The 20,210-nt window shown below is 60.3% G+C and carries 17 protein-coding genes; 9 read left to right on the top strand and 8 right to left on the bottom strand.

Annotated features, from left to right (window positions below):
* Nucleotide 1: 1 nt before the first annotated feature.
* Entirely contained in the window at nucleotides 2-1,546 is a 1,545-nt protein-coding gene (gene rmuC / locus VOI35_RS00085) for a DNA recombination protein RmuC (RefSeq protein WP_407275872.1), read from the bottom strand.
* 3 nt (nucleotides 1,547-1,549) lie between these two features.
* Entirely contained in the window at nucleotides 1,550-3,112 is a 1,563-nt protein-coding gene (purH, locus tag VOI35_RS00080; RefSeq protein WP_407275871.1) for a bifunctional phosphoribosylaminoimidazolecarboxamide formyltransferase/IMP cyclohydrolase, read from the bottom strand.
* A gap of 207 nt (nucleotides 3,113-3,319) precedes the next feature.
* Between purH and VOI35_RS00075 the strand changes: the two genes are divergently transcribed.
* The 8 genes from VOI35_RS00075 to VOI35_RS00040 all read left to right on the top strand — a co-directional run bounded on the left by VOI35_RS00075 (nucleotide 3,320) and on the right by VOI35_RS00040 (nucleotide 10,923).
* The gene (locus VOI35_RS00075) at nucleotides 3,320-3,559 is read left to right on the top strand and encodes a hypothetical protein (RefSeq protein ID WP_407275870.1); all 240 of its coding nucleotides are present in this window, start codon (nucleotides 3,320-3,322) and stop codon (nucleotides 3,557-3,559) included.
* A 333-nt stretch (nucleotides 3,560-3,892) separates the two neighbouring features.
* Nucleotides 3,893-4,732, top strand: coding sequence for a DUF692 domain-containing protein (locus tag VOI35_RS00070; RefSeq protein ID WP_407275869.1), 840 nt, complete (start codon nucleotides 3,893-3,895; stop codon nucleotides 4,730-4,732).
* Nucleotides 4,729-5,490: a DUF2063 domain-containing protein gene (locus VOI35_RS00065; RefSeq protein WP_407275868.1), complete on the top strand. Its 762-nt coding sequence runs from the start codon at nucleotides 4,729-4,731 to the stop codon at nucleotides 5,488-5,490. The genes VOI35_RS00070 and VOI35_RS00065 overlap by 4 nt, the downstream gene beginning before the upstream one ends.
* A 1-nt stretch (nucleotide 5,491) precedes the next feature.
* A complete protein-coding gene (msrA, locus tag VOI35_RS00060) occupies nucleotides 5,492-6,832 on the top strand; it encodes a peptide-methionine (S)-S-oxide reductase MsrA (protein ID WP_407275867.1) in 1,341 nt (446 codons plus the stop codon).
* A gap of 182 nt (nucleotides 6,833-7,014) precedes the next feature.
* Nucleotides 7,015-7,257, top strand: a complete 243-nt coding sequence (locus tag VOI35_RS00055; RefSeq protein WP_407275866.1) for a PP0621 family protein — start codon at nucleotides 7,015-7,017, stop codon at nucleotides 7,255-7,257.
* A complete protein-coding gene (locus VOI35_RS00050) occupies nucleotides 7,254-8,876 on the top strand; it encodes a sensor histidine kinase (RefSeq protein WP_407275865.1) in 1,623 nt (540 codons plus the stop codon). The genes VOI35_RS00055 and VOI35_RS00050 overlap by 4 nt, the downstream gene beginning before the upstream one ends.
* A 30-nt stretch (nucleotides 8,877-8,906) precedes the next feature.
* Nucleotides 8,907-10,301, top strand: a complete 1,395-nt coding sequence (locus tag VOI35_RS00045; RefSeq protein ID WP_407275864.1) for a sigma-54-dependent transcriptional regulator — start codon at nucleotides 8,907-8,909, stop codon at nucleotides 10,299-10,301.
* Between the two features lie 211 nt (nucleotides 10,302-10,512).
* Nucleotides 10,513-10,923 (top strand): SCP-2 sterol transfer family protein, encoded by a 411-nt coding sequence (locus tag VOI35_RS00040; RefSeq protein ID WP_407275863.1) that lies wholly within the window; start codon nucleotides 10,513-10,515, stop codon nucleotides 10,921-10,923.
* A 69-nt stretch (nucleotides 10,924-10,992) separates the two neighbouring features.
* Here the strand turns inward: VOI35_RS00040 and phoR are convergent, their stop codons facing one another.
* Together phoR and phoB are read right to left on the bottom strand one after the other, a co-directional pair.
* Nucleotides 10,993-12,375 carry a phosphate regulon sensor histidine kinase PhoR gene (phoR, locus tag VOI35_RS00035; RefSeq protein ID WP_407275862.1) on the bottom strand — a complete coding sequence of 461 codons (1,383 nt, stop codon included), beginning with the start codon at nucleotides 12,373-12,375 and terminating at the stop codon, nucleotides 10,993-10,995.
* A 2-nt stretch (nucleotides 12,376-12,377) separates the two neighbouring features.
* Nucleotides 12,378-13,073 (bottom strand): phosphate regulon transcriptional regulator PhoB, encoded by a 696-nt coding sequence (gene phoB, locus VOI35_RS00030; RefSeq protein WP_407275861.1) that lies wholly within the window; start codon nucleotides 13,071-13,073, stop codon nucleotides 12,378-12,380.
* 146 nt (nucleotides 13,074-13,219) lie between these two features.
* Between phoB and nadC the strand changes: the two genes are divergently transcribed.
* Complete coding sequence (gene nadC / locus VOI35_RS00025; protein ID WP_407275860.1) at nucleotides 13,220-14,056, top strand: carboxylating nicotinate-nucleotide diphosphorylase; 837 nt, start codon at nucleotides 13,220-13,222, stop codon at nucleotides 14,054-14,056.
* Between the two features lie 72 nt (nucleotides 14,057-14,128).
* On the opposite strand, the gene gyrB is transcribed toward nadC, so the two are convergent.
* Genes gyrB through dnaA form a run of 4 tightly spaced genes read right to left on the bottom strand, consistent with a single transcriptional unit; the run spans nucleotide 14,129 to nucleotide 20,210 of the window.
* The gene (gene gyrB / locus VOI35_RS00020; protein WP_407275859.1) at nucleotides 14,129-16,540 is read right to left on the bottom strand and encodes a DNA topoisomerase (ATP-hydrolyzing) subunit B; all 2,412 of its coding nucleotides are present in this window, start codon (nucleotides 16,538-16,540) and stop codon (nucleotides 14,129-14,131) included.
* 37 nt (nucleotides 16,541-16,577) lie between these two features.
* Entirely contained in the window at nucleotides 16,578-17,639 is a 1,062-nt protein-coding gene (gene recF, locus VOI35_RS00015) for a DNA replication/repair protein RecF (protein ID WP_407275858.1), read from the bottom strand.
* 13 nt (nucleotides 17,640-17,652) lie between these two features.
* A complete protein-coding gene (dnaN, locus tag VOI35_RS00010) occupies nucleotides 17,653-18,774 on the bottom strand; it encodes a DNA polymerase III subunit beta (protein WP_407275857.1) in 1,122 nt (373 codons plus the stop codon).
* A 32-nt stretch (nucleotides 18,775-18,806) separates the two neighbouring features.
* Nucleotides 18,807-20,210: a chromosomal replication initiator protein DnaA gene (gene dnaA, locus VOI35_RS00005; protein ID WP_407275856.1), complete on the bottom strand. Its 1,404-nt coding sequence runs from the start codon at nucleotides 20,208-20,210 to the stop codon at nucleotides 18,807-18,809.

The following is a 20,210-nucleotide window of genomic DNA, read 5'->3' as shown; positions in this document are numbered from 1 at the left end:
CTCATTCATGCAGATCGGCGGCGGGCGGCGAGAGCTCCGGCGCGGTCAATGGCCGGGTATCGGTCGTCAACGGCTCCAGCGTCGGCAGCGCGTCCTTATCGCTACGCACCGCCCCCAGCTCGCGGAATTTGCGGGCGGCGGGCAATACGCGACCTTCGAGCGAGCCCACCGACAGGTTGAAACTCTGCACCGCCTGATCGAGATGCTTGCCCACTTTCTGCCAGTGCCCGGCCAGAACCCCCATACGCTCGTACAGATCCCGCCCCAGATCGGCCATCTCCTGCGCGTTTTTCGCCAGTGCCTCCTGTCGCCACCCGTAGGCGACGGCCTTGAGCAGCGCAATCAGCGTGGTCGGACTGGCCGGAATCACCCGTTTTTCGGCGCCAAACTCGATCAGATCCGGCGACTGCATCAACGCGGCAGAGAAAAACACCTCGCCCGGCACGAACAGCACCACAAATTCCGGCGTCGGGCTGAACTGGTCGAAATACTCCTTCTTGCTCAACTGGGCAATATGCTGGCGCAATTGGCGGGCATGATCGAGCAGGGCGGCCTGTCTGACCTCATCGCTCGGCGCCTCCATCGCCTGCAGATACGCCTGCAGCGGCACCTTGGCATCCACCACCACCTGCCGACCGCCCGGCAACTGCACGATCAAATCCGGGCGCAGCCGATTGCCGTCCCCGGTCTGGCTCACCTGCTCGGCAAAATCACAATGTTCGAGCATGCCCGCCAGCTCGACCACCCGCTTGAGCTGCACCTCGCCCCAACGCCCCCGGGTTTGCGGCTGACGCAAGGCACGGACGAGATCGGCGGTTTCCCGATGCAGCTTCGGCAGATGAATTTGCAGCAAGTCATTGATTTGTTGATTGACGGCGCTATACGCCTGGGTACGCGCCTGCTCAAGCAAGCCGAGCTTCTGATCAAACGCATCCAGCCGCTCACGAATCGGCTGGGTAAGCTGGTTAATCGCCTGCTGACGCTGCGCCAGATCTTCGGTCGCCTGCGTATGAAACCGGGCGAGATTCTCACCGGCCAGCTTGAGAAAGGATTCGTTATTGGCGCGTAACGCATCGGCAGAAAGCGCCTGAAATGCCTGTTGCAACTGGGTTTTCGCCTGATCGAGCAGGGCGAGTTTTTCAGCGGCGGCACGCTGTTCCTGCACCAGTCGTTCCTGCAATTCCACCTGACGCTGCGCGGCGTCCTGCCAGGCGGCGCGCAACGCCGCCTCGGTCTCCTCGGCTTTGTTCAATGCGGCCTCGAATTGGCTGCGCTGAGCTGCCTGCAATTTTTCCGCCGCCTGCAAGGCCGCCTGCACCCCGGCCAACTCCACCGCCAATGCCTGAGCACGGGCAAGCTGTCCCTGAAGCTCGGCGCCGCGCGCGGCATGCTCGGCACCCAATGCGGCCAATTCGGACACAAGCTGCCGACGAACCACCCGCCCCTGCCAGAGGATGACCAGACAAAGCAGGCTGGCGAGGAGCGCAAGCCCCCAGCCCAAGAACGCGAATCCGGGCCACGACGCCAGCAGGGGATGGGCGGCCATCGTTTAGTGCCTGAAATGCCGCACGCCGGTGAACACCATCGCCAGTCCGTGTTCATTGGCGGCGTCGATGACTTCCTGATCGCGCATCGAGCCTCCGGGCTGAATCACCGCGCGAATGCCGACCGCCGCCGCGGCATCGATGCCATCGCGGAAGGGGAAAAACGCATCGGAGGCCATCACCGACCCCGCGACCGGCAAGCCCGCATCCTCCGCCTTGATCGCCGCGATGCGCGCCGAATACACCCGGCTCATCTGCCCCGCCCCGACGCCGATGGTCTGCTCCCCACTCGCGTACACGATGGCGTTGGATTTGACGAACTTCGCCACCCGCCAGGCAAACAGCAAATCGCGCAGCTCCGCTTCGGTCGGCGCCCGCTGGCTGACCACCCGCAAATCGGCGGCGCTGATGCGCGCCGCATCCTCATCCTGCACCAGCAGCCCGCCATGCACCCGTTTGAAATCCAGTCGCGCCGGTGCCGGAGTCTGCCATTGACCCACCGCCAGCACGCGCACATTCGGCTTGGCCGCCAACTCCGCCTGTGCCTCGGCGCTAATCGCTGGGGCCACGATGACCTCCACGAACTGCCGTTCGAGGATGATCCGCGCGGTATGTGCATCGAGCGGCCGGTTGAACGCAATGATGCCGCCGAAGGCCGAAGTGGGATCGGTGGCATACGCACGATCATAAGCCACGGTTAAATCGGCACCCACCGCGACGCCACAGGGATTGGCATGCTTGACGATCACGCAGGCCGGAACATCGAACTGCTTGACACATTCCAGCGCGGCATCGGCATCGGCAATGTTGTTGTACGACAGCGCCTTGCCCTGCAATACCTCACCGGCCGCAATACTGCCCACCGGCGGCTGGTGCTCGACATAAAACGCCGCTTGCTGGTGTGGATTCTCGCCGTAGCGCAACACCGCCGCCTGCCGCAGCTGAAGATTGAAGGTCGGGGCAAACGCGGTGCCCGTGACCTTCTTGCCGAAGTAGTCGGCAATCATGCCGTCATACCGAGCCGTGTGCTCAAACGCCTGCACGGCCAGCTCGAAGCGGGTGCGGCCGGTGATGCCGCCCGCCTCGATTTCGGCAATGACCCGATCATAATTCGCCGGATCGACGATGATCGCCACATCTTTATGGTTTTTCGCCGCCGCACGCACCATCGCCGGGCCGCCAATGTCGATGTTTTCCACCGCCTCCTCGTAACTGCAATCGGGTCTGGCCACCGTTTCGGCGAAGGGATACAGATTCACCACCACCACATCGATCGGCGCAATGCCGTGATCGGTCATCACCGCCTCATCGACGCCCCGGCGCGCCAGAATGCCGCCGTGGATTTTCGGATTCAGCGTTTTCACCCGCCCCGCCATCATTTCGGGGAAGCCGGTCACTTCGGCCACTTCGGTCACCGGCAAACCGGCCTCGCGCAACAGCGTGGCGGTGCCCCCGGTAGAAATCAGCGCCACCCCGTGCCGGTGCAGCGCTTCGGCAAAGGGCAGGAGGCCGGTTTTATCAGAAACGCTGAGCAGCGCGCGGCGGGGCAGGGTGCGGTGATCGTGCATGGGCATCATCCATCGAAAGAAACGGGATGGCGCATTCTACACGAGCCTCCAACCGACTCCGCCGAAGCCAGGCCATTCCACCGCTTCACCCGGGTTGAAAAATCGGGCGAAAAAATTTTTGCACCCGCTGCACCCAACCCCGAACGACCGGCGTAAATAACTTGCACGGATGATTCGTGCACTTTGAACAACTTTGGAGAATTCGCCATGAAAACCCGTTCCATGAAAGCCAGCCTGCTCGCCTCGACCGCCCTGACGGCCGTTGCATTGTCGGGTGCCGCCCTCGCCGCCGACAATCCGTTCCACAGCCAGCAGGGCGCCAGTCTGGTGCAAGTGGCCGATGGCTCTTGCGGCGCCAACATGAAAAAAAGCGATGGTTCCTGCGGTGCCAACATGAAAAAAGATAAAGAACATTCCTGCGGCGGCAATATGAAGTCCGGCAGCTGATGCGCCCCGCCGGTCTGTGCCCTCGGTGCGCCGGTGGCACAGGCTGGTATCTGCTAGTGTAGTGAATCACTCTTGCTGGCACTTTCAGAGCCGCCCCAAGACGCTAGGACAAGGCGCAGCGCGCAGGCCATAGTGGGTCTACGGTCAAGCGCCGCAACGCCGTCATGGCGTCTTGAGGCTGCTCCCTATGGGCGAGCCCCTGAGCGGCCATCCGCTGCGTTGCGGTTTCTTGAAATAGTCCCGCTATTCCTGCAAAACCACGCCTTGCGGCTGGCCGTTCAGGGATTCGCTGAATGTACCAGCAAGAGTGATTCACTACACTAGGCTAAACCGATGAACACCTTTTCTTCTTCCGGATTGAATGTCGGGATCGGGCTGCGCCGAGGCAGCCTGATGCACGAGATTGAATCGACCGAACCCGCCCTCGATTTCCTCGAAGTCGCGCCGGAAAACTGGCTGCGGCTGGGCGGTGCGGTGCAACGGCGCTTTGCCGCCCTCTGCGAGCGTTACCCGTTGTATCTCCACGGGCTATCACTCTCGATCGGCGGGCCGGCGCCGTTGGATTGGGGCTTCCTAACACAATTGCGCGCCTGGATGGCCGAGCGCGGCGCCGTACTGTACAGCGAGCATCTGTCGTTTTGCGGTGATAACGCGCATCTCTATGATTTGATGCCGATTCCCTTCACCGAAGCCGCGGTGGCGCATGTGGTCGAGCGCATTCAGCAGGTTCAGGATTTTCTCGGGCAACGCCTGACGCTGGAAAATGTGTCGTACTACACCGCGCCGAACGCAGAATTGTCTGAACTGGAATTCATCACCGCGATTCTTGCGCAGGCCGACTGCCATTTGCTGCTCGATGTGAACAATGTGTTCGTCAACAGCGTGAATCACCACTACGACCCCATCGCGTTTCTCGATGCGCTGCCGGTTGAGCGGGTGCGCTACCTGCATGTGGCCGGGCATCTGCAACTCGCGCCGGATCTGATCGTCGATACCCACGGCGCGCCCGTGTCCGACCCCGTCTGGGCGCTGCTGGCACATACCTATCAGCGATTTGGCGCCGTACCGACTCTGCTGGAGCGGGATTTCGAGATTCCGCCCCTGGCCGAATTAATGGCGGAAGTCGGACAGATTCGCGCCATCGGTGCCCGCGTGGCGGAGGCGGCCGCATGACCACGGATTTTCGCGCACTCCAGGCGGCGTTCACCGCATTCATTCGCAATCCGGATTCCGCCCCCGTGCCGCCGGGCTGCGACCCGGATCGCATGCGGCTTTATCACACCTTGTTTTTCAACAATTTTGATGGCGTGCTGGAATCGACATTCGCGCGGTTCAAAGCCAGCCTGGACGACACCGACTGGTACGCGCTGGTTCGGCCATTTTTTGCCGAAGTGCCCCAGCATTCGCCGTTCTTTTCCGATGTGCCGCTGCGTTTTGCCGAGTATCTTGCCGAACACAGCCCGATTCCGCTCACCCGCGCACAGCAGGAGCTGATCGCGTATGAAGCGGCGTTGCATGAATGCCGTATCGGTTCGGAGCAGGTGCCCCCCGACCCCGGCGCGCCACCCGCCGATCTCTTGACCAGCAGGCTGCGCCCGCATCCGGATGGCCTACTGCTCGAATGCGGCTATCCGGTGCATCAGGCGGCATTCGATCCCATACAGGGCGCAGCGGCCACCACCACCTGGCTCTGGCTGCAACGCGATGCCGATGGCGTGGTGCAAACCACGGAGTTGTCTGCCGCCAGTGCACGCTGGCTGGTCTTGCTCGACGCCCATCCGGAGCAGTCGGCCGCGGCGAATCTGGAACAGCTCGCCACGGAATTGGGACAGTCGCCCGATGCCCTGCGTCCCTTGGCAGAAGCTCAATTGCAACAGTGGTGGGCCAGCGGTCTGCTGATCGCCACCACGACTTCCCCCGAGGAGAAATAAAATGCGTAACCTGTTCGGCTGGAAAACTTGGAGCGCCTGGCTCGCGCTGATTTTTGGCGGAGGAATCATGAATACATTTGCGGCGGATGCCCCCCCCATCCCAAACGCGCACACAGAGACGATCGTGCTCGGCATGGGCTGTTTCTGGGGCGCAGAAAAGCGGCTGGCGGCCATCCCCGGGGTCGTTTCGACCGAAGTCGGCTATGCCGGCGGCGATGCCCCGCAGGTGAATTACAAAACCATTTTCACGGTCGAGCGCGCCATCGAATCGGGACAAAGCCAGGCCGTCAACGCCGCCGAGGTGGTCAAGGTCGTGTACGACCCCGCGCGGGTGAGCCTGCAAACCATTCTCGCCAAGTTCTGGGAAAGCCATGATCCGACCCAGGGCGATCGCCAGGGGAACGATGTCGGCAGCAACTATCGCAGCGCGATTTTCTATACCGACCCGGCGCAAAAGGCCATCGCACTGCAAACCGAGGCGGTCTATCAAGCCGCCCTCAGCAAAGCGGGCTACGGCAAAATCACCACCGAAATTGCGCCCTTGAAGAACTACAACCGCGCCGAGGAATACCATCAGGATTATCTGGAAAAAAATCCGAATGGCTATTGCGGCCTGGGCGGCACGGGCGTGCCCTATCCGGTCGCGGGGGTCAGCACACCGAGCAGCACCCTGCCGCCCCCACTCGACCCCGCCAGCTTGCATCTGGATCGCCAGCTGATCGTGTTTGAAGCCCCGGATTGCCCGTTCTGCGCACGCTTCAAGAAAGAAGTCCTCAGCGACTGGCACTCGCCGGTGCCGGTGGTGACCACCCTCAACCCGAACCCGCCCAAAGGCTGGACACTGGAGAAAGCCCTGTTCGCGACCCCAACCATCGTACTGTTCGAGCAGGGCAAAGAAGTTTCGCGGTACACCGGCTACAGCGGCGACAAGGATCGCTTCTGGAAATGGCTCGGGTTCTATCTGCTCTCGCCCGAACAGCGCAAGATCGCTTTCGATAAAGGCACCGAGCGCCCCGGCACCGGCTCCCATCTGGATGAAACCCGCCCCGGTACCTATGTCGATCCGATCACCGGCGCGCCCTTGTTCCGCAGTGATGCCAAATTCCACAGCGGCACCGGCTGGCCGAGTTTTTTCAACCCCGTGCCGGGCGCGATCGAGCTACGACCCGATGATTCTTACGGCATGCACCGCGTCGAAGTGATCAGCGCCAGCTCCGGCATTCACCTAGGGCATGTGTTCGACGACGGCCCGCCGCCGACTGGCAAGCGGTACTGCATCAATGGCGATGTGCTGAAATTTATCCCCGATGCGCCGAGCACAGGCGGAGACAAAACGCCGTAATCCGGTGTCAGCCCCAAACAGGGCGGTGCGCCCATTCCGCGCGACGCGGGCGCACTGGGCAGGGCAACCGATAGCCTGCGCGCGGCCATGTGCCGGAAACTGCCCTGTGGCGGGCTTCACGCTCACGGATTTGCGGCGCCGCTTCCTTATAATGTGAAGATTAATTCACCGGATGAGTCTTCATGGGCAAGCTTTTGTTTTGGCTGGTGGTACTGTTTGGCATCGGGCTGTACCTGTATGCGGCATTTAAACTCAAGCGCCGCCACCCGCCCGCCGAAAAAAATCCCTCGCTGCGCACCCATGAAACCATCCGTTGCGCGCATTGCGGCGCGTTTGTCGCACGCGAACAGGCCGCGCAGCGCGCGGGGCAGTGGTATTGCTCCTGGGCCCATGCCGACGCCGATACACGGCGCAAATCCTCATGAAAGCGGCCGCGTTCCCGCAGGATCACGAAAACTGGCGCGGCATCCGGCTCGTCAATGCCTATCGGGTCTTTCTCGCGTTTGCGCTCGTGGCTGCCGCCATCACCGGCCGTGGGCCGCAGGTGTTTGGTCACACCGACTCTTATCTTTTTGCCTTCACGGCCTGGGGCTATCTGATTCTGGCAATGGCCTTCGAGTTTTTGCTCGAACTGCGCGCCGTGCCCTATCGACCCCAGGCGCACCTCCATGCGCTGGGGGATTTGCTCATCCTGACCTTGATCATCCACTCCTCCGGCGGTGCCGGGGGCGGCATCGCCTTGCTGATGATCATCGCCGTCGGCTTGACCGCCGTCCTGCTGGGCGCGACCGCCGCCATGGGCTACGCGGCGCTCGCGACCCTGCTGGTGCTTGGCGAAACCAGCTGGACGACATTTTTCGATGGGCAAGAGCGGCAGTTCGCCGCCGCCGGATTCCTCGGGTTCGCCCTGTTCGTGGTCGCTCTGCTGGTCGCAACCTTCGAGCAACGCATGCGCCGGATCGAACGCCTCACCGCGCGGCGCGAACGCGAAGTGAGCTATCTATCCAGCCTCGCGGTTCAGGTCATTGAACAGGCACCGAATGGCATTCTGGTGAGCGCGCCCGACGGCCAGGTGGAATACATCAACACCGCCGCCCGCCAACTCCTCGCCGCGCGGCGCCGCGCCGATGCCCCAGAGGCCAATGGCCAGGCGGGCGCCGTGGCGCTGGCTTTGTCTGCCGTGCATCCGGGGCTCGCCAACGCGCTGCAGAATTGGTACGACAACACGGGCGAGCACCCGGACATCGCGGAGTTTAACGAGCCCCACCGGTTCCGCGCCGAATTTCACCGGCTGGATACGGTTCTGGGGCAGCGGGCCTTGGTGGTATTGATTGATCTCTCCAGCGAAGACGCCCGCCTGCAGCAAACCAAACTGGCTTCGTTGGGGCGGCTCACCGCCAGCATCGCGCATGAGGTGCGCAACCCCTTGTCGTCCATCCGGCAAGCAACCGAATTACTCACCGACGCCACTGATGAGGCCGAGCGGCGCGAACTCATCCCGATCATCCTCCGCCACAGCGCCCGCATCAACAGCTTGATCGAAGGCATTCTGGATGTCGCGCGGCGCCCGCAGGTGCAACCAGTGCGCATCGATCTGTCTCAATGGCTGAAGGAATTCAGCGAGCTGCATCGACTCGACTGGGAGGCCAGTGGCGTAACCTTCAACGGGCCGACCTTATCCCCGAATGAGGCCGTGATCCGCTTCGATGTGTCCCACCTTTGGCAGATCATGGACAACCTCGCCGCCAATGCAAAGCGGCATGGGAAAAGTGCCGATGGCCGCACGCATATCCAGCTCAGCATCCACCCGCAGGACACAGCCTGGCTGACCCTGCACTTTTGTGATGCCGGCGCCGGGCTCGCCCCCGCCGCCATGCAAACCCTGTTCGAGCCGTTTTTCACCACCCACGCCGATGGGGTTGGCCTCGGGCTCTACATCAGCCATGAACTGGCGCTGGCCAATGGCGCCCAACTCTTTGCCGAACCCGCGCCCGCCGCAGGATCCGGCGTGTGTTTTGTGTTGCGCGCGCCGCGCATGGCATGATTCGGTGCCGCCGCCACAAGGAATGTTTTGATGACCGCCTGCCTGATCGTTGACGACGAACTCGATATCCGGACCCTGATCGCCCTAGCGCTCAAACGCGAGGGGGTGACCTGTCACCTCGCCGCCGATCTGGCCGAAGCCCGTCAACACCTGCAGCAACACGGCGCGACCCTCGGTTTTTGCCTGACCGATATGCGCCTCCCCGATGGGGACGGGCTCGACCTGCTCGATGAAATCCGGGCGCAATGGCCGAATTTGCCCGTCGCCGTCATTACCGCCCATGGCCAGGTCGATGCCGCCGTGCGCGCCCTCAAGGCGGGCGCCTTCGATTTTGTCTCCAAACCCATCGAACACGCGGTACTCAAACGGCTGTTGCGCGATGCCCAGAATCTCAACCAGAGCCCCCCTTCCGCCATCGATCGCCCCGCGCCTTCGGTGATCAGCCCGCCTCGTAGCCCACAGGTCGTCATACCCGCCGTGCCCAGATCTTCGCTGATCGGCGAATCCGCGGCCATGCAAACACTTCGTAGCACCATCGAGAAACTCGCGCGCTCGCAGGCGCCGGTCTTTATCTGTGGTGAATCCGGTACCGGCAAAGAACTCGTGGCGCGGGAAATCCATCAACACAGCGCCCGCGCGCACGGCCCGTTCATCGCGGTGAATTGCGGCGCGATTCCGGCCGACCTGATCGAGAGCGAGCTGTTCGGCCATAAGAAGGGCGCGTTCACCGGCGCCCATCAGGCGCATGACGGGCTGTTCCGCGCGGCGGAAGGGGGCGTCCTGTTTCTCGATGAAGTGGCCGATCTGCCCCTCGGGCTCCAGGTCAAACTGCTCCGCGCGATTCAGGAACGCAAAGTCCGCCCCGTGGGGGAATCGACCGAAGTCCCGATCGATGTGCGCATCATTTCCGCCTCACACCAGGATTTGAATCTCGCCGTCACCGCGGGCAAATTCCGGCAGGATCTCTATTTCCGGCTGAATGTGATCGAGCTTCGGGTGCCGCCCCTGCGCGCGCGCCTGGATGACTTACCCCTGTTGTGCCAGCACATCCTGACGAAACTCTGCGCCCGGGAGCACAGGCCAGCCCCCAACCTCAGCCCGGATGCGCTAACCTGGTTACAACAACAACCGTTTCCCGGCAATGTTCGAGAACTGGAAAACCGGCTGGAACGCGCACTCGCGCTCACGGATCACGACCAGATCAGCCAACACGAGCTCGATGGCGACGGGTTCAGCACCAACGAACCGGCGCGCGCCGCCATCCCGCCGCCCTCTGTTCCGCACGACCCCATCGAAGCGGATGAACAGCGACAGGTTCTGCATGCCCTGGCGCAAACGCGCTGGAACCGCAGCGAGGCCGCGCGCCAATTGGGTCTCACGCTGCGGCAATTACGCTACCGATTGAGTAAATGGGGGATCGAATAAGCCAGCGCCTGGCGTGATCGCCGGCAGAAACTTCGGCAGAACTGCATGATTTGTCGGAAAAATCCGACAAATCGTACTGCTTGAGACGTCAATTCTTCTGATTTAGCATGCGCTGAATTACTGTTCGGCCGAGGAACGGCTCACCAGTAATCTGGCCGGTTGATGCCATAACACGACGCGGTCACCCCACCTCAGCTCAGGAGATATTTGCATGGAATTATTCAGCACCGATTGGATGCAGGCGTATCGTTCCCACTGGAATAGTACCCCCGAGGTTGCCGATGCGCTGGCACGCGCCCAGTTCTCAACCACGATCGGCGTGGGTTATCCCGATCAAGAGGCGCCCGCCGCTTTCGTCCGCGTCGAGCATGGCCAGATTGTTCATGCCGGCCCCTATGACGGCACAGATCTCGACTGGGACATGCGCGCCCATCCCGAACAATGGGAGAAGTGGCAGGATTCCCCCCCAGGCATGGTGGGGTTGGGCTCCGCCGTGGCGCTCGGCCGCCTCAAATTCTTCGCCGGCGATTACGCCAGCATGATTAAAAATCCGGCGCTGGCAGGCCCCTTCGTCAAAAGCTTTGGGCTGATGCCCAAAGTCCGCGCCAACGCAGCCGCCTGATCGCATTCGGCTCGATTGTTCGCGCACACACCGGGCTTATGCCCGGTTTTTTTCGCCTGCATTTGGGTCTCAAGTCGATGATCGCTGCATCAGGCGACCGACATGCCGCTCGGCACGACTGGCCGGGAAGGTCACCGAAAATGTACTGCCCTGATTCGGCTGGCTCACAATATCTAGCCGCGCATCGTGCCGCAAGATCACATGCTTGACGATCGCCAGCCCCAATCCCGTTCCGCCTCGGGCGCGTGATCGCCCCACATCGATGCGGTAAAACCGCTCCGTCAGCCGGGGAATATGCCGGGGTTCGATCCCAATCCCGGTATCGCGAACAGAAAACACCGGCTCTCCCTGCGCATTCTGCCGCCAGCTCATCGTGATGGTGCCTTCGCTCGGCGTATATTTCACCGCGTTGAAAACCAAATTAGACAACGCGGAATGCAGCTCGCGCACGATACCGACCAACCACAATTCCGCATCGATTTCACAGAGGATTTGATGCCGATCCTCGCCAGACAGCAGGCGCGCATCCTCCGCCATCGTGGTCAGCAGATCCTGCATGTCGATCGGTTCAAAATACTCCGCGTCGGGATGCGTCGTCTCCAATCGGGAGAGCAGCAACAGATCTTCGACGATGCGGCGCATGCGTTCCGATTGCTGATGCATATGCGTCAGAATGCGATAGAACTCGGCATCGGTATCTTCTTCCGTATCCAGCAAGGTTTCCAGATACCCCGCCAACACCGTCAGCGGGGTGCGTAACTCGTGGGACACATTGGCCACGAAGTCCTGACGCACCCCCTGCAATCGATACAGCGCCGTCACATCCCGGCCAATCAATAACCAGCGATCATCGCCATATGCCTCAAGCCGTAAGCTCAATGCGCGATGCTCTCCGGCGGGGGACTGAAATTCTAAGGCACGCCCCGACACCCCCTCCGATAGCCAGCGGGTGAACGCGGGATCACGGATCAGATTATCTACGCGCAACCCGACATCATTCCGATGCAGCCCAAGCAGATCGCAGGCCGCATGATTGAGCCATTCAATTTCACGATTCGGTGCCAATACGATCATGGCGTCGGGCACCGACATGGCCGAGTGATGATAGCGCTTCAGCAAATCGGCGAGTTTTCGCTGCCGACGCCCCCAGGCGCTGCGAATCCGCCGCTGTCGATCCTGGATCAGACCGGGCAAACCATAGACAGCCGCTCCGCTGTGATGCCGTCGGGCGGCGCGCGCCACCCGCATCAACCGATAGATCAGGCTGGCGGCATAGAGGGCAAGACTCAGCGCCAACATCCCACCCGCATTCCCGCCGGCGAACCACAACAGCCCGCCCACCGACAGGCAGAGCAACAGCAAAAACAGTTCTTGGCGCCACCGGGCAACACCCAATCGCCGCGCACGCCGCTGTTGGCTTGAAGAAGAAGATGGGCGGGGCGGGCGCGACATGCTCAGGCTTTACTCGACAGACGGTAACCCACGCCCCGCACGGTTTGAATCAATCCATCAAACCCGCTGGGCATTAACGCTTTACGCAGGCGCAAAATGTGCACATCGACGGTACGCTCCTCGACATAGGCATTGCGCCCCCAGATACGATCCAGCAACTGCGTGCGACTGAATACGCGCTCCGGGTGGGTCATGAAAAATGTCAGCAACCGGAACTCGGTTGGGCCGATCTCGATATCCATCCCGCCACCAATCACCCGGTGGCTTTCGGGATCGAGCTTGAGGCCGGCAATTTCGATGATGCCGCCCTCGTCTTCGGGCGATGCCCGCCGGAGTACCGCTTTAATCCGCGCCATCAACTCGCGCGGCGAGAACGGTTTGGTGATGTAATCATCCGCGCCGGCTTCCAAGCCGTTAACCTTATCCTCCTCTTCCCCGCGCGCCGTCAGCATCACGATGGGCACATCCCGCGTCATCTCGTCCCGCTTCATGCGACGGGCAAATTCAATTCCACTGGCGCCGGGCAACATCCAATCCAGCAGCACCAGATCTGGCAGCTTTTGCGACATTTGCTCAAAGGCTTCGGCCACATCTCCGGCCTCGACCAAATCGTAGCCCCCCCGCCCCAATGCGAAGGCCACCATCTCCCGAATCGGCTTTTCATCCTCAACCAGCAAAATCATTTTCCGTGGCGCCATGACGCGTATCCCTCATGTTGCAAAATTTTGACTATTGGATCGAAGGCCGGTGACAGCATTATGACAATATGACAATGTCGCGCGAGGGCTGCAATCCCCTGCGCCGCGAAGTACAGTAGCCGAGGATAATTTTGCCGAGCAAACCCATGATCGATTCAGCACACATCACCGAAACCGTCCGCCAAGCGCTCGCGGAAGACTTGGGCGCAGGCGATGTCTCCGCGCAACTAATCCCCGCCGATACGCGCATGACTGGCCGCATCATCGCCCGCGAAGCCTGCGTGTTGGCGGGGCGCCCTTGGGCCGAAGCGACATTCCTGCAAGTTTCACCGGCCACCGAACTTCACTGGCTCGCTGATGATGGTGAACCCCTCGCCCCCAATCAATGCCTTGCCGAGCTATCCGGCCCCGCGCGCGCCTTGCTCACCGCTGAACGCACAGCGCTGAACTTCCTTCAAACCTTGAGCGCAACCGCAACCGCGACCCGAGCCTATGTGGATGCGATTCGCGGCACGCGTGCGCGAATTCTCGATACCCGTAAAACCCTCCCCGGTCTCCGGCTTGCCCAGAAATATGCCGTGACCTGCGGCGGCGGGGTGAATCACCGGCTTGGGTTGTATGACATGGTGCTCATCAAGGAAAACCACATCATGGCGGCGGGTTCCATTCGCGCAGCCGTAGCCGCCAGCCGCGCGCTTCACCCCTGTTTACCGCTGGAAGTGGAGGTTGAAACCCTAGCCGAGCTAGACGAAGCCCTCGCAGCGGGGGTGCAACGGGTTCTTTTGGATAACTTTGATCTGGCTACGCTGCGGCAAGCCGTGAAGCAGACGGCCGGTCGAGCCACGCTCGAAGCCTCCGGTAATGTTGATATCCACACGGTTCGCGCCGTTGCGGAAACGGGCGTGGATTTCATCTCGATCGGTGCGTTGACCAAGCACATCCAGGCGGTGGATTTGTCCCTGCGGTTCACCCCGCAGGCATAGCATTAAACCGGTCGCCCCGTGGGACGATCGCGGCCACCAACCGCCGGCCGCCCTCCGACAAGCGACTGGGGATCAGACATCGATATTGGTGGCGGATAGCGCGAATTTCTCGATGAACTCCCGGCGGGGTTCAACCACATCACCCATCAGCACACTGAACAACTCATCTGCCGCCATGGCATCTTCGATCCGCACCTGTAAAAGGCGTCGTGTCGCCGGATTCATGGTGGTTTCCCAGAGCTGATCCGGGTTCATCTCGCCCAAGCCCTTATAGCGCTGCACGCCCAGCCCGCGACGGCCTTCCTGCATCAACCACTGAATCGCCTGCTCGAACTGCTGGACGGGCAAGGATTTTTCCCCACGCACCACGCGAGACTCTGCCGAGAGCAACCCATCAAGCCGCGCCGCGAGATCACCCAGCACCTTGTAATCCGTCGTCGCAAAAAAGGACGCTGGCAGCAATGTTTCATGTGAAACACCATGCTGGATCCGATCGAACAACAGGCCGTGCGGGGGTGTCTCTGCCCCGGACTGCGCCCAGGCATATTGAACCCCGACATCCGCCTGCGCATTGATCGCCTGCAGCAATTGCGCACGCCAGGATGAAGCTGCCTCACTCAGCAGCTCAGACGGCTCCCTACGCGCCACGCGCAGCAGCGCCTTCAGCACGACCGGATCATAACGATGCGCCAATCGCTCGATCACTGCCTGCGCAACCAAGAAATCCCGCGCCAAAGATTCCAAAGCGACACCCGCGATGGGCGGTGCTTCCGGGCTAATGTGCAACGCCGCGCCATCCACCGCCAGTTGCAGCAGAAATTGATTGAGCGCCAGCTCGTCTTTCAAATATTGTTCCTGCTTGCCTTTTTTGACTTTGTATAAAGGCGGCTGGGCAATGAAAATATGCCCGCGCTCGACCAGTTCGCGCATCTGCCGATAAAAGAAGGTGAGCAGCAAGGTACGGATGTGGCTACCGTCAACATCCGCGTCAGTCATGATGATAATGCGGTGATAGCGCAACTTGTCCGGGTTGAAATCTTCCCGGCCAATACCGCAGCCCAGCGCGGTAATCAGCGTGCCCACTTCGGCGGACGACAACATTTTGTCGAACCGCGCCTTTTCCACATTCAGAATCTTGCCCTTGAGCGGCAGAATCGCCTGGGTACGCCGATCCCGCCCCTGCTTGGCCGATCCACCGGCAGAGTCCCCTTCCACCAAGTACAACTCAGACAAGGCCGGGTCTTTTTCCTGACAATCCGCCAGCTTGCCGGGCAGGCCCGCAATGTCCAGCGCGCCCTTACGGCGCGTCATTTCTCGGGCGCGCCGAGCCGCTTCTCGCGCCCGAGCCGCTTCGATGATTTTACTGGTGATCAGCCCCGCTTCGGCCGGATTTTCTTCCAGATACTCGGCCAGTTTTTCTGCCGCCAGAGATTCCACGGCATTTTTAACTTCCGAAGAAACCAGTTTCTCTTTGGTTTGAGAGGAAAATTTCGGATCGGGCACCTTGATGGAGATGACCGCCACCAAGCCTTCCCGCCAATCATCCCCCGAGGTGGACACCTTGGCTTTTTTGAGGATCCCACTGCGATCCATGTAGTCATTCAGCGTACGCGTCAACGCCGCACGGAAACCGGTCAAATGCGTCCCGCCGTCTTTTTGGGGAATGTTGTTGGTAAAGCAGTACAGACTCTCTTGGTAGGAATCATTCCACTGCAAGGCCAGATCGACGAACACCGCATCCCGCTGACCGGAGAAACTCAAAACCTGCTTGTGAATCGGCGTTTTTCCCTTGTTCAAATGCTCGACAAACGCACGAATACCGCCTTCATAGTAAAAAACATCTTCCCGCCCCGAAATCTCGTCCCGCAAATTCATGCGAATGCCGGAATTTAGGAATGACAGCTCGCGCAGTCGTTTGGCGAGGATGTCGTAGTGAAACACCACGTCCGAAAAGATGGTTGGGCTCGGCAGGAAACGCACGCTCGTCCCCGTCGTCTCCGCAGTGCCCGTTTCGGCCAAGGGCGCCTGTGGCACCCCCAAACGATAGGATTGCTGGTACTGCTTGCCATTCCGGCAAATCGTGAGCTCCAACTCATCCGACAAGGCATTGACCACGGACACACCGACGCCGTGCAGGCCGCCGGATACCTTATAGCTGTTCTGGTCGAATTTACCGCCGGCGTGCAGCACGGTCATGATGACCTCGGCGGCGGATACGCCTTCTTCCGGATGAATATCCACCGGGATGCCGCGCCCATTATCCGCCACGGAAACAGAACCATCCGCATGCATCACCACGGTGACGGTATCGCAGTGCCCGGCCAAGGCCTCGTCTACGGCATTGTCGACTACCTCGAACACCATATGGTGCAGGCCGCTCCCGTCATCGGTGTCGCCAATGTACATCCCGGGGCGCTTGCGAACGGCATCCAGCCCCTTGAGCACCTTGATACTGCTGGAATCGTAACTGCTTTGTTCTGACATGAGAATCGGCCTAAAACCCGCGAAAATAACCGGCGGATCATACCACGGATGACAACTGCCCGCCCCGCAACACAAAGCGTGCAGCGAAATGATCCGGGTAGCTGCGGGCATCCACCGTGGTGAAAAAAGCCTGATGACCGAACGACTGAAGATACTCAAACACCAGCGACAAATGCGCGCCATCGAGCTCGGTCATAAAGTCATCAAACAACAAAATGGCGCGATGCGCCCGGTGCACCCGCCAAACCTCGGCTACGGCGAGCGTCAACGCCAAAACGAAGACTTTGATTTGCCCACGGGAGGCGAGGGCTTTGAGCGGCCCCTCCGGGGTTGTCAGGACGATATCCGCCCGATGCGGCCCGACCAGCGTTTGCCGCAGTTCCTGTTCTCGAATGGCACTGCGCTGCAATGCTTCAAGCAAATCGCCACCCGAGTGCCCCGGATGGAACTCCGCCGAAACCTGCAATTGAGGCGAAACCGCAGCCAATACCCCGGGCAATGCCGCCATGAGCAGCGCCAATGCACGGGCGCGCGCCGCGCTCAGGTTCGTCGCATGACGGACAAACAACTCATTCCAGGGATGTACCGACTGTCGGGCTTTCAACGCCGCATTCCGCTGCTTCAGCACACGGTTGAACTGGGCGTACTGCGCGAAAAACTCCGGCAGCAAATAGAACGCCAGCCGGTCGAGGAACCGTCGCCGGTGATCGGGTCCGGCCAACAGCAAATCATCTGATTGCGCGTGCAGAGCCAGGATCGGCAACTGGGCGATGAATTCACTGGCGCGCGACAGCGGCTCTTGATTCATCCGCAATCGCAATCCGGATTTGCAACGCTCGGCGGCCAGCACGCAGCGCAGGCCATCCGACACCTCGGCCGTCGCGCGCACCACAGCACAGGATGCGTCCCGCGCAATCAGCTCTTGGACATTTGCGGTACGGAACGATTTCAGCGTCCCGAGAAACAGGATCGCTTCCAACACGCTGGATTTTCCGGCCGCATTTTCGCCGGTCAGCACATTGAATTGCGGCGAAAACTCAACCTCAGGAATGACCAAATTCCTGAAGTTGGCAACACTGAGTGACTGGATAACAGCCAATGGCGGCGGCGGCTCACATCTTCATCGGCATCAGCACGAATAGCGACGAGACCAGCGCATCCGGATCATCCTCCGGGCGAATCAACGCGCTGGACTCGGCGCCATCCAGTTCAAACTGCACCTGATCGGTGTCGATCACCGCGAGAATCTGCAATAAATAAGAAATATTGAAGGTGATATTCATCGGGTCGCCGACAAACGCCATCGGCATCGATTCAGAGGAGGATTCACTCTCGGCATTGCGCGCGTCGATAATCAACTCCTGCGGCGACAGTTTAAATTCCGCGCCGGACAATCGCTCATTGGACAAAATACTTGCGCGCTGCAGTACCCCGCGCAAATCGGCCTTGTTCAGCAGCGCCCGCATCGGATTGTTTTTAGGAATGACGCGCTGATAATCCGGGTACCGCCCATCGATCAATTTACTGATCAGTTGATGATCCCCGCAGACCAATTCGATTTGTTGATCCCGCAAGGTTAACTGCACGGGTTCAGCCGAATCGCGCAACAGGGTTTTTTGCATTTCCATGACCATCTTGCGCGGCACGATCACTTGCCGTGGCTGCGCCGCCGACACACCATGCAACCGCGCACAGGCTAAACGATGCCCATCGGTCGCCACCGTGACCAGGGCATCCGATTGTTGATCAAACAACAGGCCGTTCAAGAAATAGCGCACATCCTGCTGCGCCATGGAAAATTGGGTTTTTTCAATCAGGCGGTACAGGGCGTTCTGCGGAATCTCGAACGCAGAACCCGCCGCGCCCTCGGCATTCATGCGCGGAAACCCGTCCGCCGGGAGGGTCGCCAAACGGAACTTGCCGCGACCCGCATCAATTTCTAGCCAGCTTTCCCGTTCATGCAACGCGAGGCTTGCGCCATCAGGTGCCATCTTGACGATGTCGGCCAGTTTCTTGGCATTCACGGTTGTCGCACCGGCGGCGCCCATCTCAACGGCCAGCTCCGTGCGTAACTGGATTTCTAAATCAGTGGTGATCAGCGTCAATACGCCCTGCTCCAGGGAAAGGTACACATTCCCCAAAATTTGCATGGTTTGCCGTTTTTCGACACCGCCAATCACTTGTGCAATCGCTTGCAACAACGCGTCCCGATTCACCCGAAAATTCATGCTCATGTTGTAGTTCCTGACAGATTCTTAGGATCGCCTCACCCACTGAGCGTATGGCGCAGTGAGTTATATTCATCATTCAACTTGCTGTCGGTATGCCGCAGCTCATCAATCTTGCGGCAGGCATGGATCACCGTGGAATGATCACGCCCACCAAACGCCGCACCGATTTCGGGCAGGCTGTGATTCGTCAGCTCCTTGGCCAGACTCATCGCAATCTGCCGCGGTCGAACAATCGACCGGGTGCGGCGATCGCCGATGAGATCGGCCGCCTTGAGCTGATAATAATCCGCGACGGTTTTTTGAATGTTTTCCAGTGTGACAAGTTTGGCTTGCGCGGCGATCAGGTCTTTTAACGCTTCTTTGGCTGTTTCAACCGTAATCACCTGCTCAGTGAACCGGGCCGTTGCCGTCACGCGGCGCAAAGCACCCTCCAGTTCACGAACATTGGAGCGAACGCGCTTGGCGATAAAAAAAGCCACATCCGAGGGCAAAAACAAATCCTGCTGTTCGGCCTTACTTTGCAGGATCGCCACCCGCGTTTCCAGATCCGGCGGCTCGACGCAGACCGTCAACCCCCAACCAAACCGGGACTTGAGGCGCTCTTCCAGTCCTTCAATCTCTTTGGGGAATCGATCACTGGTCATGATGACCTGCTGCCCCTGCTCAATGAGGGCATTGAACAGGTAAAAAAACTCTTCCTGACTACGCTGTTTGCCGGCGAAAAATTGAATATCGTCAATCAACAGCGCATTCGCCGAGCGATACCGCTCTTTGAATTGTTCGATGGTATTGCTCCGCAAATCCCGCAACATGAGCTGGACATAGCGCTCACTATGCAGATAGATCACGCGCGCTTGGGGATTTTTTTCGAGGATGGCATTGCCGATCGCTTGCATTAAATGGGTTTTACCCAGCCCGACCCCGCCGTAAATAAAGAGCGGGTTATAACTTGTGCCGGGGTTTTCAGCGACCTGCAACGAGGCAGCGCGGGCGACCTGGTTCGATTTGCCTTCAATAAAGTGCGCAAAATTGTGCCGTCGATTGATCGGCGCCTCAAAGCCGGTCGCCTCGGCCATGCTGACGGGGGCAGCGGAACCCGCTCCGCCGGATGGGGTATGTGCCGCTACCGCCGCTGGGCGAACCACCGGGGGCGTGACCCCACCCAGCCGCGACGGCGTTTTCTGGGCACTGCCGACCTGCACACGAAGATCCAGATCCGCCAACCCACTGACCTGGCTGGCGAGACTACGCAACTTGGACAGATACTCCTGCGTCACCATGTCCATCACGAAACGGTGGGGCGCCCACAGCATCAAAATCCCATCGCCCAGCCACTCTGGTTGCAGTGGCTGGATATACATGGTGATTTGCTGCTTAGGAACATCGGCGCCGAGCATTTCGACACAGGATGTCCACCACGAAGGCACGGGGGATGACAT

This window comes from Halothiobacillus sp. DCM-1 (genome assembly GCF_045689735.1).
Taxonomy (GTDB): domain Bacteria; phylum Pseudomonadota; class Gammaproteobacteria; order Halothiobacillales; family Halothiobacillaceae; genus Halothiobacillus.
This window is presented reverse-complemented; position numbering and strand designations above follow the sequence as displayed.

What these genes read in the sequence shown, in the direction of transcription:
- rmuC (WP_407275872.1), bottom strand. Translation starts at nt 1,546, where the DNA reads ATGGCCGCCCATCCCCTGCTGGCGTCGTGGCCCGGATTCGCGTTCTTG.
- purH (WP_407275871.1), bottom strand. Translation starts at nt 3,112, where the DNA reads ATGCACGATCACCGCACCCTGCCCCGCCGCGCGCTGCTCAGCGTTTCT.
- VOI35_RS00075 (WP_407275870.1), top strand. Translation starts at nt 3,320, where the DNA reads ATGAAAACCCGTTCCATGAAAGCCAGCCTGCTCGCCTCGACCGCCCTG.
- VOI35_RS00070 (WP_407275869.1), top strand. Translation starts at nt 3,893, where the DNA reads ATGAACACCTTTTCTTCTTCCGGATTGAATGTCGGGATCGGGCTGCGC.
- VOI35_RS00065 (WP_407275868.1), top strand. Translation starts at nt 4,729, where the DNA reads ATGACCACGGATTTTCGCGCACTCCAGGCGGCGTTCACCGCATTCATT.
- msrA (WP_407275867.1), top strand. Translation starts at nt 5,492, where the DNA reads ATGCGTAACCTGTTCGGCTGGAAAACTTGGAGCGCCTGGCTCGCGCTG.
- VOI35_RS00055 (WP_407275866.1), top strand. Translation starts at nt 7,015, where the DNA reads ATGGGCAAGCTTTTGTTTTGGCTGGTGGTACTGTTTGGCATCGGGCTG.
- VOI35_RS00050 (WP_407275865.1), top strand. Translation starts at nt 7,254, where the DNA reads ATGAAAGCGGCCGCGTTCCCGCAGGATCACGAAAACTGGCGCGGCATC.
- VOI35_RS00045 (WP_407275864.1), top strand. Translation starts at nt 8,907, where the DNA reads ATGACCGCCTGCCTGATCGTTGACGACGAACTCGATATCCGGACCCTG.
- VOI35_RS00040 (WP_407275863.1), top strand. Translation starts at nt 10,513, where the DNA reads ATGGAATTATTCAGCACCGATTGGATGCAGGCGTATCGTTCCCACTGG.
- phoR (WP_407275862.1), bottom strand. Translation starts at nt 12,375, where the DNA reads ATGTCGCGCCCGCCCCGCCCATCTTCTTCTTCAAGCCAACAGCGGCGT.
- phoB (WP_407275861.1), bottom strand. Translation starts at nt 13,073, where the DNA reads ATGGCGCCACGGAAAATGATTTTGCTGGTTGAGGATGAAAAGCCGATT.
- nadC (WP_407275860.1), top strand. Translation starts at nt 13,220, where the DNA reads ATGATCGATTCAGCACACATCACCGAAACCGTCCGCCAAGCGCTCGCG.
- gyrB (WP_407275859.1), bottom strand. Translation starts at nt 16,540, where the DNA reads ATGTCAGAACAAAGCAGTTACGATTCCAGCAGTATCAAGGTGCTCAAG.
- dnaN (WP_407275857.1), bottom strand. Translation starts at nt 18,774, where the DNA reads ATGAGCATGAATTTTCGGGTGAATCGGGACGCGTTGTTGCAAGCGATT.
- dnaA (WP_407275856.1), bottom strand. Translation starts at nt 20,210, where the DNA reads ATGTCATCCCCCGTGCCTTCGTGGTGGACATCCTGTGTCGAAATGCTC.